Genomic DNA, 14,843 nt, shown 5'->3' on the forward strand with positions numbered 1-14,843 from the left:
GTTACAGGGCCACAGCCCGGCTACGTACCGCATTCACACCTTGTGCAATCAGATAACCCGCTATCGCCAGCAAGCCCATCGATGTAAACGCCGCAAACCACAGTTGAAGCGGTTGCTTGGCCATGAGAGAAAACGGCAACTGGATGGCCCATATCGCCAAGGCGGAGAAGCACACGTGCGCAAGTCTGTCGCGCTCGAGCTTCATGGCCAACAACGCGAAGAGAACCGGTGTCAGCACAAAGTTCGCCACCGTCAGAAGCAGGACCAAGGCCGGATTCCCCGCCATCAGATAGAGAATGGCCTGCCCCGCGAGCGGCGGCATCACCAGCGCCAAGCCAAACGGAATGCTCCAGCGGCGAACATCGAACTGCCAGCGATCCGAATCCGGGCGTGAAGCCAGCATGCGTTGACCAGCAGCGCGGCCGATTGCCGCCCCCACCGCTCCCACCAGCGCGGCAACCAAGGTTTCGAGCGGATTCAAGCCCGCCGAGTGATCGAACCCTGCGGTGAAATACGCTTCGAAGATCGCGAGCGCATACGCGACGCCAAAGACCGTGCACAGTTGGGAGGTTTTTTTCATGATTGCAGCGGTAGGGTTAGCGCGCGGGCAGGATCGAGTACGGTCAGATCTGCATGCAGGTCAGCGATACGGCGCGCCAGTGCCTGTTTGTCGGCGTCCTTGCGGGTCGCTGCGGCCTTCAAAGCCCGCATTAACTGGTGCTTGACCTCAAAGACCAGACCGGGCTCCCAGCGCAGCAGCGGCAGTGTGCGGGCGCCGGCATCCAGTTCGGCCAAGAGCGCCAGGGCGGCATCGGCGCGCCCCTGGTGGTCGGCCAGCCGCGCCATCACCAGGCGCTGCAGGAAACGATGCTTGTCTGTTCTGAGGCCGGGCAATGCGTCGAGCCAAGTGAACGCCGCTTCCAGCCCCTCGCGGGCGGCGATATCACGCCCCTGCGCCTCGATCTCGGGCCAGTCACCGGCCGTTCCCCCTTCGGTGTCGGCTGAGATCGGCAGCGGCGCAACGCCCTCGCCCGCCTCGATGTCGCGCACCACTGCGTGGCGGGCAATCCATTCAAGCGTGACATCGTCGGCAAACGGCGTGCCGTCACTGAAGCTCAGCCGTTCGATGCCGGGCAAGCGCTCCAGGAACAACGCAAAATCCGAACGCAGCAACTCCCGCCACACGCTGTACGGGGCGCCAACGTGATCCAGCGCGGTCTGCTGGAACACCTGCAGGTCGAACCACAGGTGATTGACGCCTTCCATGAAGGCGCCTTCGACGCGTTCCAGCAGCTCATGCCATTGTTTCTGCAGCACAAGCCGCTTCATCTGGGCGCGCAGCTCGCCGCGCGGCGGCATCAGGCGCGTGTGGCCACCCGCGTCCGCCGGCGGCACCTCGTGCAACGAGTCCCAGCGTACGCTGCGCACCAGGCGCACCGCGGGCAAGTAGCCATTCTCCTGATCGCGCAGCCAGGCTGCCATCGCGCGGGCCTGATCGAGCAGGTCGCGTGTGGAGGCAATCGTGCTGCCGGCCGTCGGCGCCCCCGGTGTAGTCGGCCGCGCCGCTACGTCGGGCTGGGCATCGCGCACGGGCTCTTCCTTGCGCTCAAAGCGAGCGACCAGCGGCCGCAGGTTTGGGCGCGCGGCCTCCGGCCACGTGGTGGTGCTCGCCACCAGCCCATCCAGGGCCGCGATCATGCGCTCCAGATCGGCAGGGCCGAACGCGCCACGGCTGTCCAGCAGCTCCAGCATGCGCGTTGTCGCAAGCATCTCGAGCGCTCCCTTTTTCGCCTCCGCACGCGCGGGCAGCACCGCCGGGCCGAACCGGTCAACCAGGGCTGCCGCCAGTTCCAGTCCATCCGCAAAGCCTGCCGGCCCGCTCTGGCGCAGTCGAGCAAAGGCGTAGTAGGCCGCCAGGCGCAAGTCCTTGCCGACTTCCTTCGTCAGTTGCTCGCACGAGCGAACAATGAGGTCATCATCGATGCCCGAGAGCTTGCTCGCTTCGTCCTTCAGCGCAAAGAACGCATCCTCATAACCTGGGTCGCGGCCGACACCTTGCTCACCTCCCAGCGGCTGCAGCCAGGCGTCCCACGTGTCGCTGCGGGCTTTGGCCAGTTGCTGGGCGTCACGCGACGGAAAGAGAGTTTTAAGGAGCCCCGTCAACATCAGCGAGCCCCCATTGCGGTACGTGCCGACGGGCCACTCTTTTGCGTATCGCCAGTCGGCCCCGCCACAAAGATACGATTGGGCAGCTCAAAATGCCGCAGTTGCAGCACCTCCAGCGGCCCCGACCCGGCCTCCCCCCGCATCTGCACGCGCAGGGGCGTCCCAAGGCTCGTGTCAGGTTGCCAGGACAGCAGATAGCGGGCGTTGTCCTGCTGAGACACACGCGCACGCTCCAGCAGCCGGATCAGCCCGAAGCGCCCCTGCGCGTCGAGCGCAGAGCGCAAGCCCCCCACCTCAGTCTGCCACTCGATGTGCGAAAGGTTCTCCAGCGCATCGCCTGGCCACAGGAACGGAGTCCACTCCTCCTGCTGGTTGAAGTAGCGCAGCTCACGCCCGGACAACACGAACCGCATCTCGGTCACGCCCGGTGTCGGCACCGCCCGCAGCTCGTAGCGCACGCGCGCGTCGCCGGCGGGGAACAGCACCGTCGCCACGCGCGTGAGGCGGTTCAGTCCTGCCAGAAACGCCGGATCGACGGTGAGCGTGCCGTGCTCTGCGCCCTGCGCCGGCACCCAGCGATCCCCTTGGCGCTCGACCACACCGGCCAGTTGCGTGCCCACGAACTGCGCGATGGCGCCATTGTCCGGCCGCAGAAAGCGTGCCATTTCTGGTAGCGACGCATCGTTGTCGGAATCTGCGAACGGATAGCGGCCACCAAATGACTTGTTCCAGTCCGCCACGATGGCCGTGCGCCACATGTCGTTGAGGCTCGCTGCCGCGGGCTGGACCACGACCGACCACGTCTGGTCCAGCGGCGCGCGGAACAGGTCGCCAAAGCCAGCCCACTCCTCCCCGAGGCTGGCGGCAACGCGGCTGGCGTAATCCCGGCTCTCGGCAATGTCCGAGGTCCTGCCCTGCAGCACGGCCTGCGCCGCGATGCGCGACATGGCATCCGGGTCGGCGCCACCGACGATCTGCTGGGTCTTCAGACGCATGGCCGTGACCCGTTCGAGATAGCGCGGCAGGCTCAGGTCGGTGGTCGCGGCAACGGGTGCAGCCGGTTTGCCGTTCGCAGACGTTCCAGGTGAGAGATCAGCGCCCGTCAAATGCAGGATCGGCCCGAAGACAGCCGCAAGCGGCGCGCTCTGGGGCTGGCTTTGCTTCGTCGGGTCTTTCTCCGCTGCGCCGACCAACTGCTGGGCCTTGTTGATCAGGGTGTCGGACAGCGACTGCGTAGCCGCGCCCGCTCCGGCCTGATACGTGATGGCGCTCATCAGCGCCACCAGCGGCGAGCGGCGTGGGTCGCCTAGCAACGTCAATTGATCGACCGTACCCGACAACGTCGCGGCACTTTGCCAGCGCAGGCTGTTGAGGAACCGCTCCCAGGCCCGCGCGTAGTCGTCAAAATAGCGCTGGCGCAACTCGGCCTTGAGCGCGGACGGTGCAGCATCGGCGCGGGCGTTGTCGGTCAACACCCAATCGCCGCTCACGTTGCGCTGGGTGTCTGCGTCATTGATCGCTTTGCCAATCCGCTCATCCCAGGCCGCGCGCGTAAAAATGCCCGGCACGGTTTCCGTCGTGCTGAACAGGCCACTGCTGCTGGCACCCCCAATGGCTCCCTGTCCGGCGGCCTCGCCCAGTAGGGTGGCGAGGGACAGCGGCGGGTATTTAGGGCTCGCCTCCTCGAGGATCTGCTGATAGACCGCTTCGGTTGAGTTCTGGATGCCGCGCACGCTGATGATGGTCTGGCGCGCGGCCGCAACCAGGGCTGGATCTGCGCTGGAGCTTTGAGGCGAACCCGGTGCGGGAACCGCGTGTCCGATATGGTCGACGTAAAAGGCGATCACGTGCGAGCGCACGTCTTCCCACGTCCCCGGGGTCAACTCCGAGTTTCGGGGGCGCGCAGGTGCGCCGCTTGCCAACAGATGCGGTGTCAGGAACGCTGTGCTGGCCCGTTCGGGCTTGGCGAGCATCAGGTACGTCTTGAGCGTGTCGTAGGCCGCTTGTACTTGGTCCTTGCCGCTGCCCGCGATTTGCGCGTCGGTAAGCGAGGCAAGATCGTGCAGCCGTTCCTCCAGGTTGCGGCGGATCGGCGTGGCCACGATCCGTGCGGCGGCGCTCGCGTACTCTGGCCACAGTGCATCAAGCAACGCGCGGTCGCGGTTCAGGCCAAAGCGTGTGCTCCAGGGTGCACCATCGTGCTGGTGGACTTCGAGCGCGTCGATCTGTTTGTCCAGAGTGTCCAGCGCAAGCAGAGCTTGCGTGCTGTCGCGTGCCGTCGAAAGCTTGGTCAGCGTGCTGCCCGCCGATTGAATCGTGGCGCGGTTCTGGTAGGCGGAGAGCCCGGTACCGGCAATCCAACAGGCGACGAGCGCCGTCGTGACCCAGGCCGCCGTTGTGGACAACGAAAACCCAACCCTGCGGCCGTAGACCGTGCGGCTGTGATCGGCGACGGTTTGCCAGAAGCCGGGCAGTTGGAATGAGAGGGTGTCGTCCCCGTCCGATTGCGCGTCAGGGGTGGGCACCACAGCCGGTCCGTGCAGCGGCGCGAACAGCACCCCGTGCACCTGGCCGCCCCTTCGCCCTGATTGACCGACTCGCGTCACCAGATCAATCAGACCGATGCGCAGCCGCTGCAGGTGTCGTGACAGTTCGGCCGGGTAGCGGTCGTGCTTGTTTTGGGACAAGCGCACCACCCCTGCATCGGCGAGGGTGCCGACGAGCTGGTGCAGGGATACATCAACCTCGTGAGGTTGGATGCGGGGATTCTGCCAGGTGAAGCCGAACACCTCATCTGGATTCGATGCGTTGTTTGCGAACAGGGTTGCGTTGAGCAGATAGGCGGGGGCTGCCCAGCGCAAGGCGCGGGCATGGCGAGCGAGCCGGTGCGCCACGCTGTCGGCGTCAAACGGGGCATCGACCCGGCTGCGGTCGCGTACCACGGCAACGATGGCGTCCACCGGACGGCGACGCCGCAAACGGCGGATCTGGTCGAGCCAGGCGGCATCGAGTGCGTCGCCTGACTGCTTTGCGTACAGCAGAACCGTACCGCCGCTGATCGCGTAACCCGTGTCGATCAGGCCGGGTGCCAGACTCTTGACGAGCGGCAGATCGCCCGCGACAAGAACCCAGCGATCACGGTAGCGCCAACGCCAGCCGTGGCGCTCCGCCAGCAGATTCCTGAGCGCCATGGCACGCGTCTGCGCTTCATTCGGGTGATCCGCCGCCGATGTGGAAGACTCTCGATTGCCGTGCTTCAAGACCCACTGCTTCAAGGCACGCCACGCGACTGCTGGCCGCGACGAGTCGCTGAAGCTGAACGCCAGCAGCAGCACTAGAAAAATGCCACACAAGACAACCAGCGCAAGCCCCCTGTTTTCGGGCGCAAGGCCAACCCAGTGGGGTCGATACCAAACGAACAGGCCCGGTATAACAACTAAGACAAGGGTGCCAAACAGGTCGAGTCTGAATTTCCGGTTCATGCGCCAGTATTCGATTTCGTTGATTCTTTGCGCGCTGCGGCCACGACCGCTGCGACCGTATGGTCAAGGTGATACTCGACGACAAGCTGGCCCGCCGCCGACTGCTGCATCGCGTGAACCGCACACGCCGTGGCAAGCCACCCCGCCGACGCTCCTGCGTGCCCCACCGTCTGATCGAGATCACACGCCTTGATCTCACTTTCCTGCCCGGAGGTGGCGCCCGTTTGGCTCAGTGCCGAATTCAGGGGACCGACGGACTCACCATCGAATCCAGTCGTCCACACGTTTTCCAGCAACTTTGGCTCAGTTCCCCCCCAGCGAAGCGCATGGGTCAGGGCGTGGTCCACTTGATCGTGATCCGCCCGCACAGGGCGATGGATGGCAGCGACCGGCGCAAGCTTGTATTCGCGACCAAGCGTCGTTGACACTAGAAGCAGGCCAACCCCGGCCTCTGCCGTCCCTTCCAACGGCGTGCCCTCGATGACCTGACTCAGTGATACCGAAATCAGAAGCAGTGCGGATTTGCTCAGCAGACTGGTTCGATCATCGAGCCAGGCATCCAGGACCATCGTGTCAAGAGGCTCGGCCGCTCTTTCGGCGCGAGCGATCCGCATATCAAGCCCCGTCCATCTCCCCTGCCAGAGAGCAACCGGATCAACGCCACCCAGGTATCCCGAGAGATCAATCACCACACGAAGTGGCAGGTCCGGCGGCAAAGCGCCAATCGCAGCGCTCAGATCCTTCAGCAAACAACCGTAGAGCCAGTCCAGAATGAACTCGTGCCGCTCCGCGTCATCGGCTGCAAGTCGCGCCTCAACAGGTTGTAGCCAGCGCGTGACAATGGATTCGTTCTCCTCGTGCGGAGAAGCTTGCGCAGCCAGCGTCAAGCTACGATCCATGATGCTCCGGACATCGTTCTCGGTGTCGTTTTCCGTCACGCGAATCGCGGCGCCGACGACCAGCACGGGGATACTTTCTCGTGCGAACGCCTGCGTGTTGTATCGCTCGCGTGCATCATTCCAAGCTTGGGCATCAAGGCGCCGGCCTTCATACACGCTGTAGCGCCGCGACACCACAAACGCTGCGATACCCGGTGGAAATAGCGCGACGCAGGTCCAAAACCAAGCCCCGTTTGTCGGCTCACCTGCCGGCCAGAGCATCAGCACGGCCAGAATGCCAAGCAGCGTGATCACGAAAAACACCACCGTCCATACAAAGCGGGACGGTGGCTCAGGAGGCTCCTCCTCCGGGGGCAGCTTCGAAAAATCCAGCGCCATCAGTCAGCGCCGGCCGCTGTTGGGCAGCGAAGAAATCAGACAGCAGCCACACTCGCACCGATCGCCATCCTGGGCGATCTCGATTCCGTTGTCGAACGCTCCAGATGTCGCCGTCGCGATTCGGTTGTCGCCATGCTTGGGACACGTGACAGGGTCAAAGAGACGCGCAACGGCACGCTCCATGAAGATGCACGTGGGCGAGCCCACCACCACCACGCCGCCCCCCGTATGGCGGTCACCTACTCGAATGATTCCAGACATCTCAATCCGCAACAAAAAGAACCGAAACCATAAAGAAATCCCGCCGCGCTAGTGCAGCGATGGCGTGCCACCCGCTCGCCTCTGCCACTCTTCCTGCTGCTTGCGCTGCTTCTCGATACGCTCCGCAAGACCCTCGTCATCCTTCCTCTGCTTGTCTTCCTTGACGTAATCGCTCTTGCCGAACGCGTCGGTGGCCCGTGTCTGGAAATAGAGGCTGGACGACAGCATGTGGTCGTGCCAACTCGTCAGCATCGTGTCGTGCACAAGGAGGTCAAACAACGCCATCACTTTGGGAGGCAGCGGGTTGGTGCCACTCATCCCCATCTTCCACGCCTGGATCAGCGACTCCTGCTCAGGCGTCAACATGGCCGCTTCGACCATCTGCGCACTGAACTCGGGGTCGGCATCCCACGGCTGCACGGTGTTTTTCGCCTGGTCGTGCAGCCCATTCGCCGAACGCCGCAAACCGGCTTGGGCCGATTCGCGCCGCATCAGGTTCTGGGATTCCTCCTGGATACGCTCCCAAATGCTGACGGACTGGTGGCTCCTTGCTGCGACCACGTCTTGCACCGATGCCTGCACGGCAGCGTCCGCTTTCACCCAGCGCGCATGGGCCTCGCCTTGCGCAGCAAGATTGACTGGCCGTTGACTGCGCTGCGCGTCGTAGGCAGCCTTGGCCTCTTCACGCTGCTTGAGGAGCGCGCGATGCCGGGCAGTCACTTCATCAGCCTGACTCGTTAGCGTGGCGCGAAACGCTGGAGACTGGTAGCGCACCGCCATCCAGCGCAAGAACACCTGCATGTGCTCAAGAAAATTCAGCCGCGCAACGTAAGGCACGGCCTGTCGGTAGGCCCCGATCAACTCCCAAATCTTGTAAGTGGTCTTGCCGTCGGAGATAGGCTGCGCGAGGGTGAATTTTTCGTATGCTTTCGGATTCCACTTCCGCATGTCTTCCATCGTATCCAGCATCACCCCATACGTGACGGCCTCGTTCAGCATGTCGCGTAGCACGACGCGCTGCAGTTCGGCGCGCGCGCCCAGCGTTCCAGGTGGCGCGCCTCCCGTAATGTCCTCGCTCGTGCCAGGGTAGAGGTACTGAAGCCCGCGGGTCTGCTCCAAGCTGTCCAGCCGCTGGTAAAACCGCAGCTCATGGGCCGCCGCGAAATGCACACACCGCTGCACCGATCCGGGCACGGCAAGCTTCTGATCGCCGTAGTTCTGTTTGACCATGTTCAGAACAGGCACCATGCCCAGCAGCTTGTTGTCCTCCATCAGCGACGACACTGCATCGAGCAGACCCAGAAATTTGATCTCGATCGGCACAGCCGTGCCGTTGGGGTCTTTGGGATCTACGAACGCCAGCTTCTCTTCGCTCGGATGGCGGTATCGCTCCGTCAGCTCATTGGCCAGCGCCCGCGCCAGAACGCCACCCCGGTCTGCGCCAAAGATCGAGACCTGAATCCGTTGGATCTTCGGCATCTTGATCTTCACGTCTTCGATGGCTTTCTCAAACTGCTTCTTCGCAGCAGCGAGGCGGTCCTCGACGCCAGTTCCCATGACCAGCGCAATCGCCCGGTTGTCGCGAAACCAGGGAATCGAATCCAGCGCGACGCCGACCAAGACCTCCTTTGCGACATCCCAGCCCACCTTCAGCGGGTTCTTCGCGGCATCGTAGAGAATCGCTCGCGCGGCCGCGCGGCCGCGCCGGACCCACCGATCCTCTTCGGCCAAGCGCAAGGCACGCGCGGCATTGCCAGGTGCAGCAACAACTTTCTTGGTCAGATCGTCAAAGGACGTGACCACCGGTCGGTACGAAAAATCCTCAAGGCCCTTCTTGGCAGCATCCGAAAGCGCGCTTAGTGGCTTGACGATCAACCGGTCCACACCGGCTACTTTCTTGCCAACGCTGAGGGATTTCTTTTCCGCAGATTTGGCGGCTTCCTTGCCGAGCTTGCCAAGCGCGGAGACAACCTGACCTTCACGTGCCTCCTCATTGAGCTCCGTGCCTAAACCCGAGTAGTAAAAGCGGTACCAAAACTGGTTTGGGAAATCTTTCTTTCGTGCGTCTCGATTCTCCCGATGCGCTTCCCAGAGACGGCAGATATTGGAGTAAAGCGAGGTCTGCTTGTCGTCCTGATCCCGATTGCGCCCGAAGCCATCGAAGAAAAAACCCATGTGCACCACTGCGCCACAGGGTATGCATGCGTCGCTAGGGTAGGCTTTGTGGTTCTCCCCCATGGCCACGCGCACCGCTAGTGGCGTCTGGTCAGCGGGGTCGAGTTGAGTGGAATCAGCCATGTTGGGCTCCTGTCAGCACATGGTCGAAGCGATTGGTCTTGATTTCCCGCACAACGGCATCGGGCAGCTTCTGCATGGCGGCACCGAATGCACCGGGCTGGCCCTTCGTTTCTTGCAGGATGCTTTGCACTGCGGGGTGCTGGTCGAATTTGGGATTGAGCAGGAAAAAATAGCTGTACTGCTGCAAATCGCTCGTGTCGGAAAATCGATACTTCAACCACCCTTGGGCAGCGATTCTTGCTGTACGCCTGAAGACGACGGAATCATCCTCGTCGTTCGGGTTGAGGAGCTGATCGTGAGTTTTACGCATCCAATCCCACACATCATCGTAGGCAATTCTTGAACCTCTCAAATCGTGCCGAAACTCGAACTCGATGTGATCGTCCGGGTAGAAATGCACAGCCAGCATGGCGTCCCCTGCGCCTCCTTCGACTTTGGTGGGCGGGAAATGGACCGAGGTCGTTTTGTGGATTGTCTGAATTGGCTTTTGCGCATCTATCTCCTTAATGGCTTCGTCTGCGTCATACACCTCCCAATCGACGGTAAAGTCCGTCCCCTTGAGTTTGTAGCAGCAGGTCGTGCTTCCCTCCCCTGCTCCTGGCATCAGGTCTCCGCCGCCGCTGGCCGTGTTGCCGTACTTGTCGTGGATCTTGAATTCGCTCAAGTTGTAGGGGGTATAGTTCATCCCCGCGACGCTGAATCCGCGATACGTCGGCTCCGACGAAAACGCATCGCACCCCGCCAGGGCCAGCGTTACAAACAACAGCGGAACCAGCCGTTTCATCATGTGCGTCGCTCCCCAATTCTTGAATTCGAGTCGTGTCGGATCAGCCATGCTGGCCCCCTGGTGACTGGCCGCGCGAAGCCTCGCGCAGCACGTCACGATTGATCTGACTCAGCGCTTCACTGTGGCTAAGACTCCCTTGTCTTGCGCGAGTCAGGCGCTCCGCGATCACAGGATGCTCGTCAAACGTGGCGGACACGAGCACGCCTTTCGAGACGTAGCTCAAGAGAGCGTCGTCACCTGTTACGCGGTGCCGGGCGGCACGCTCAAGTTGCTTGGATACGCGTCGATACAGCGCCGCATCAGAGAATTTATCAAGGGCGGCCCCGTACATCGCCCGCAACTGCATCGCTAGCTTGTCGGCATGCCCAAGCCGAAGCAGTTCAGCATGCTGTTCAGCGGTCAAACGCTGCCCACCGTCATCAGCAATGTGCGCAGGGGGTGCATCGTTATGCCAGGAAACCACGTTCATATCCCGATCGCGGTACCAAAGCTCAGTGCACGACGAAATGAACGCCTGGGCTTGCTCTGGCGTCCAGACAGCACGCAGCCGCTCGAGGATGCGGTTATCGTAGAAGTGCAGAAAATACGCGCGCTGGTCAGGCGTCTCGTACTGGGTGTAGTGCCGCAGATGCTCACTCAGGATTTCCAGCGCCAACGGCGACCAGATCCAGGTCAGCATGTGCAGTCCGTGCCCTTCCTTCCATAAGCGCCGAACCAGACGTGTTTGAAGATCGCGTGGGTCCGCCAGCGCAAGCCGATCGATCCGAATCAGGTAAGGCGAGATATCCACATAGGACTCAAGCACGGACCCGCTCCAAAGCGAAGACCAAGCAAGCCCCGGGACCTGGGGAAGCAGCGTGTCAACTCCTGGGTTGCCTCGCGTGTCCGCAAGAACATACAGGTGCGTGGGCGCTTCATGGTCGAACGACGGTTCGAACTGAGCCAGCAAGCGCTCGCGCCACTGTTCCCACGCGGGTTCCAGGTTCTGAGCCAGAACCAAACCTCCCGAATCGACCGTCACGCGACCTCCGTCATGGCTTCCACACCACGATGGGCGTCCAGCAGACACTCCTTGCACGGGCCGATCGGCATCGCCGGAAGTGGCAGGGTCTGGCTGGCCGGGCCCGTCCAATGAAAGCTTCCGCATTTGAGGCTGATGCCGCCCGGGCAGCCCAGTTCAATGTTCCCGCCCTCGATCTTGATGTAGGCTCCACCGCTCGACAGCGTTAGCGCGCCCTTGGACACCGCAGTGATGGCCCCATCGATGCTGGTGAACTGTATGTTCTTCGAGGCAGCAAGTGACATCGCGCCGGTGCGCGCCTGCATCACGATATCCTGCTTCGCCGCAGTAAAATGCATGCCCTGAGCCTGCGCAAACAGCGCGACCTTCCGCCCTGCGGCAACTGTGAAGCTGTGCATCGTTCCGACATCGATGTTGCCGCCTGCTGTCGCGATCAGGTTTTGATCCGCGTTGACCTGCAGGTGTTCGCCCGAGGTCAGTCCGATGCCTGACGGCGCGCTGATCAGGATGGCGGCGCGCTTCAGGCCGTCCAGCGTCTGCTCATACAGCGCCTTTTGCTGCTTCAATTCCGCTACGGTGGCCTCGGCGGCCCGCACAGCTTCAGAAAGCGACTCCATACGCTCGATGGCGCGCAGCAACTGCTCTTGCGCGCCCTTCATGTCGAGCTGCGTCCCTGACGCCCCCGTCTGACCTTCTGTGCTTAGCAGCATGCCCTTGTCGGCGCGGGCGGCGAGATGCCCATCCGTGCGCAGCTCCGCCCCCTGCCCCCGCTCCTTGCGGCTGCCGTCCACCATGTGGCCCAGATTGAGCTCACTGGTCTTGAACGGCGTGGTCAGGTGGATGTGTTCGATGCCTTCCTTATCCTCCATCCGCAACTCGTTCTGCGCCGCCGTGCGGATCAGGTTGCGGGTGTGGTTCAGGTTGTTGACCAGATCGGGGTGCAGACTGTCGTGCATCGCGCCGATGATCACTGGCCGGTCGGGGTTGCCCTGCGTGAAGACCAGCGCCACCTCCGCCCCATCGATCAGCGGGAAGTGGTGGCCGTAGGTGTCGCCGCTGTACGGTTTGGCGAAACGCACCGGCCGGCTGGTGCCACCTGGGCTCCACTCGTCCAGATCGAACGGCAGCTTGATCACATACCAGCCTTGCTCGGTCAGGTAGGCATATTTGTAGTTGCCGGGCGACGTGATGCGCGCCGGCAGAATGCCGTCGATGCTCGGGCGCTGGGCCGGGTTGACCTTGGGACGCCAGATGCGGTGCGAGGGGATGGCCTCGAAACTCAGCCAGTAACTGTCGCGGCGTCCGCCACTGGACTCCACTGCCGTGATGAACAGTCCGTGCGGGGCCTCCTCCAGTTTCGGCTCCATCCGCATTACCTCGCCCGCTTCGAGCGAGAACGGGTTGCCCGTGCCCTGGTAGGTCACCTGCCCGGCTAGATACGCCTCATGGCGCAGGCGCGCGATGCGCTTACCCTCGTCCGGGGTCTCGTAGTGCTCGCCCCACTGGTAGTCGACCGCGTCGGTTGTCTTGTCCTCGCGCGCGGCGTTGTCTTCGACCAACAGCGACACATCGGCCTGGCGGTGGTTGTAGTCGTGCAGCCTGACCGCTTCCGGCACCCGCAGCATGTGTCGCTCCAGCGTCTTGATCGACTCCATGCCCGCGCTCTCCAGCCCCGCGTCGCGGCGCAATGGAACCACGCGCTGGTTGCGCGCATAGGCGTCCAGATCATCCCCAAAGACGATGACCGCGTGGTCCTTCTTCTGTTCGAAGCGGAACCAGATGCCCTCCTCGGCCGCGATGCGACGCAGGAAAGCGAAGGTCGTCTCGTGGTACTGCGTGATGTATTCGTGCCGCTTGTACTGCGCCCGCAGTTGGAACTGGAAATCCACGGCGGCCCGGTAGCCGTAGTGGCGCAGCGTGTCGGTGATGATCTCCTGGACCGACTGCCTCTGGAACAGCCGGCTCGTCACCCCGCGGTTGAGGTCAGCCAGCTGCGGTTCGAGCACCACCTTGTAGCGTGTCTCGTCAGCCGACGTCTCGTATTCGTCAAACCGGGTGATGACGCCGTGGATCGTGCGGGCGGCCGGCTTGTCGCTGAACTGCTCGGCCCGGTCCCCATGCATCCTGCGCAGGAGAGCCATGTTCGGGTCGATCGGGTCGATGATGAACTTGGCCGGACGGCCCAGCACCGCGTCCATCGCAATGCCGGCGACGGGCGAGGTGAACTCGATCTCGTAGCGGTAGAGCTCGCACAGCGCATCCCGCCCCTTGAACCGGAGCACAGAGAACGGCGCTGGGTGCGGCGCAAGCTTCAACTCATAGGCTTGCGAAAACTGAACCATCGACATGCGTAAATGCTCCGTGGAACGCGTTGCGCACTAAAGACGACAACGCCGGCTCAACGAACTGACCCGGCGGCTTGCTTGAATTGGAAGCGGCGCGAGTTCGGATTCTATATGGAGGACTTATATCTCGTATAGTGACCAGCACCCGCAAGTCTAGATTGCCACGCAATTGCAAAGATTTGTCACGATCGAATTTGCAATATTTGACAATTCCGCCCGTTGACCGGAAGTCAATGTTAGGGATATCAGAATCAATAACATCCGATATGAGAATTTATCAATTATCACGCAAAGCCGCGACCATGGCCGATCTATAGACATATCAACCTCGCAGGAATGAGTGCCCTCTGACGCCATCCGCAAATCGATGGCGTGACCACGATCTAATTGTTAATTTTCGTGACATTTCGTCCATCGACGAACTTTTTGACTTCCGCCGTGTAAACCTGCTTTAATTCGCACCCGTCGCCTTCACTGTCGATTTTGATGCAATCCGGCCAATAGCCGTCTGCTTGGAAAATCAGCCATTCATACTCCGCTCTTCTGTGGCAGGAAACGTGATTGGCACATGTTGCTATGGCCTGTCAGCAGCTCAACTGCATCATGGCCTGGCGGAAATCTTGAACCGATTGGAGTACTGAGTACCGATGGACAGCTTCCAGCGAGAGATCCCTAAAAGTCGCGTTTCTATTACCCTGGATTTGCACACGGGCGGGGCGCAGAAAAAGGTCGAGCTGCCGCTTAAGCTGCTCGTCGCGGGCGACTTCAGCGCGGGCCGCGAGCAAGCGCCGCTAGCCGAGCGCAAGAAGGTCGACATCAACAAGAACAACTTCGATGCGGTGCTCGCCGACTTTGCTCCCGACCTCAAGCTGGCCGCCGACAACACGCTCGCGGGCGACGGCTCGGAGTTGCCGGTCAACCTGTCGTTCCGCGCGCTGAAGGACTTCGAGCCGGAGCAGGTCGCACGCCAGATCCCTGAGTTGCAGGCGCTGCTCGCCATGCGCAACCTGCTGCGCGACCTCAAATCGAACCTGCTCGATAACGGTACGTTCCGCCGCGAATTCGAAAAGGTGCTCAAGGACAAGCGTTTGTCCGATCGCCTGCGCAGCGAACTGGCTCAGCTTGCCACCTCCGCCACGCAGCCCGAGGGCCATGCCTGAGCGCGGCCGCGCCAAGGGAGCCTTGACTGCCTTTCGTAACTGGGCA

General features: G+C 62.2%; 10 protein-coding genes. 1 reads left to right on the forward strand and 9 read right to left on the reverse strand.

The features are described 5' to 3' along the window. Position 1: 1 nt before the first annotated feature. From ACS7SF_RS09860 to ACS7SF_RS09900, 9 genes are read right to left on the reverse strand one after another with little or no spacing between them, the layout of a single operon-like run. The gene (locus ACS7SF_RS09860) at positions 2-580 is read right to left on the reverse strand and encodes a hypothetical protein (RefSeq protein ID WP_439889622.1); all 579 of its coding nucleotides are present in this window, start codon (positions 578-580) and stop codon (positions 2-4) included. After that, on the reverse strand, positions 577-2,166 hold the full coding sequence (gene tssA, locus ACS7SF_RS09865) for a type VI secretion system protein TssA (protein ID WP_439889623.1): 1,590 nt from the start codon (positions 2,164-2,166) through the stop codon (positions 577-579). Before tssA ends, ACS7SF_RS09860 begins: the two co-directional genes overlap by 4 nt. Next, positions 2,166-5,648, reverse strand: coding sequence for an ImcF-related family protein (locus tag ACS7SF_RS09870; protein ID WP_439889624.1), 3,483 nt, complete (start codon positions 5,646-5,648; stop codon positions 2,166-2,168). Before ACS7SF_RS09870 ends, tssA begins: the two co-directional genes overlap by 1 nt. Beyond that, complete coding sequence (locus tag ACS7SF_RS09875; RefSeq protein WP_439889625.1) at positions 5,645-6,925, reverse strand: hypothetical protein; 1,281 nt, start codon at positions 6,923-6,925, stop codon at positions 5,645-5,647. Before ACS7SF_RS09875 ends, ACS7SF_RS09870 begins: the two co-directional genes overlap by 4 nt. A gap of 3 nt (positions 6,926-6,928) precedes the next feature. Continuing rightward, complete coding sequence (locus tag ACS7SF_RS09880) at positions 6,929-7,186, reverse strand: PAAR domain-containing protein (protein WP_439889626.1); 258 nt, start codon at positions 7,184-7,186, stop codon at positions 6,929-6,931. A gap of 48 nt (positions 7,187-7,234) precedes the next feature. After that, positions 7,235-9,484: a hypothetical protein gene (locus tag ACS7SF_RS09885; protein ID WP_439889627.1), complete on the reverse strand. Its 2,250-nt coding sequence runs from the start codon at positions 9,482-9,484 to the stop codon at positions 7,235-7,237. After that, the gene (locus tag ACS7SF_RS09890; RefSeq protein ID WP_439889628.1) at positions 9,477-10,319 is read right to left on the reverse strand and encodes a DUF3304 domain-containing protein; all 843 of its coding nucleotides are present in this window, start codon (positions 10,317-10,319) and stop codon (positions 9,477-9,479) included. Before ACS7SF_RS09890 ends, ACS7SF_RS09885 begins: the two co-directional genes overlap by 8 nt. Then, a complete protein-coding gene (locus tag ACS7SF_RS09895) occupies positions 10,312-11,292 on the reverse strand; it encodes a DUF4123 domain-containing protein (protein WP_439889629.1) in 981 nt (326 codons plus the stop codon). Before ACS7SF_RS09895 ends, ACS7SF_RS09890 begins: the two co-directional genes overlap by 8 nt. After that, on the reverse strand, positions 11,289-13,640 hold the full coding sequence (locus tag ACS7SF_RS09900; RefSeq protein ID WP_439889630.1) for a type VI secretion system Vgr family protein: 2,352 nt from the start codon (positions 13,638-13,640) through the stop codon (positions 11,289-11,291). The genes ACS7SF_RS09895 and ACS7SF_RS09900 overlap by 4 nt, the downstream gene beginning before the upstream one ends. A 644-nt stretch (positions 13,641-14,284) precedes the next feature. On the opposite strand from ACS7SF_RS09900, the gene tssB reads away from it, so the two are divergent. Continuing rightward, positions 14,285-14,797, forward strand: a complete 513-nt coding sequence (tssB, locus tag ACS7SF_RS09905; RefSeq protein ID WP_439889631.1) for a type VI secretion system contractile sheath small subunit — start codon at positions 14,285-14,287, stop codon at positions 14,795-14,797. The last annotated feature ends 46 nt before the right edge of the window (positions 14,798-14,843 follow it).

Origin of the sequence: Ralstonia sp. 25C (genome assembly GCF_051904805.1) — a bacterium.
Lineage (GTDB): Bacteria > Pseudomonadota > Gammaproteobacteria > Burkholderiales > Burkholderiaceae > Ralstonia.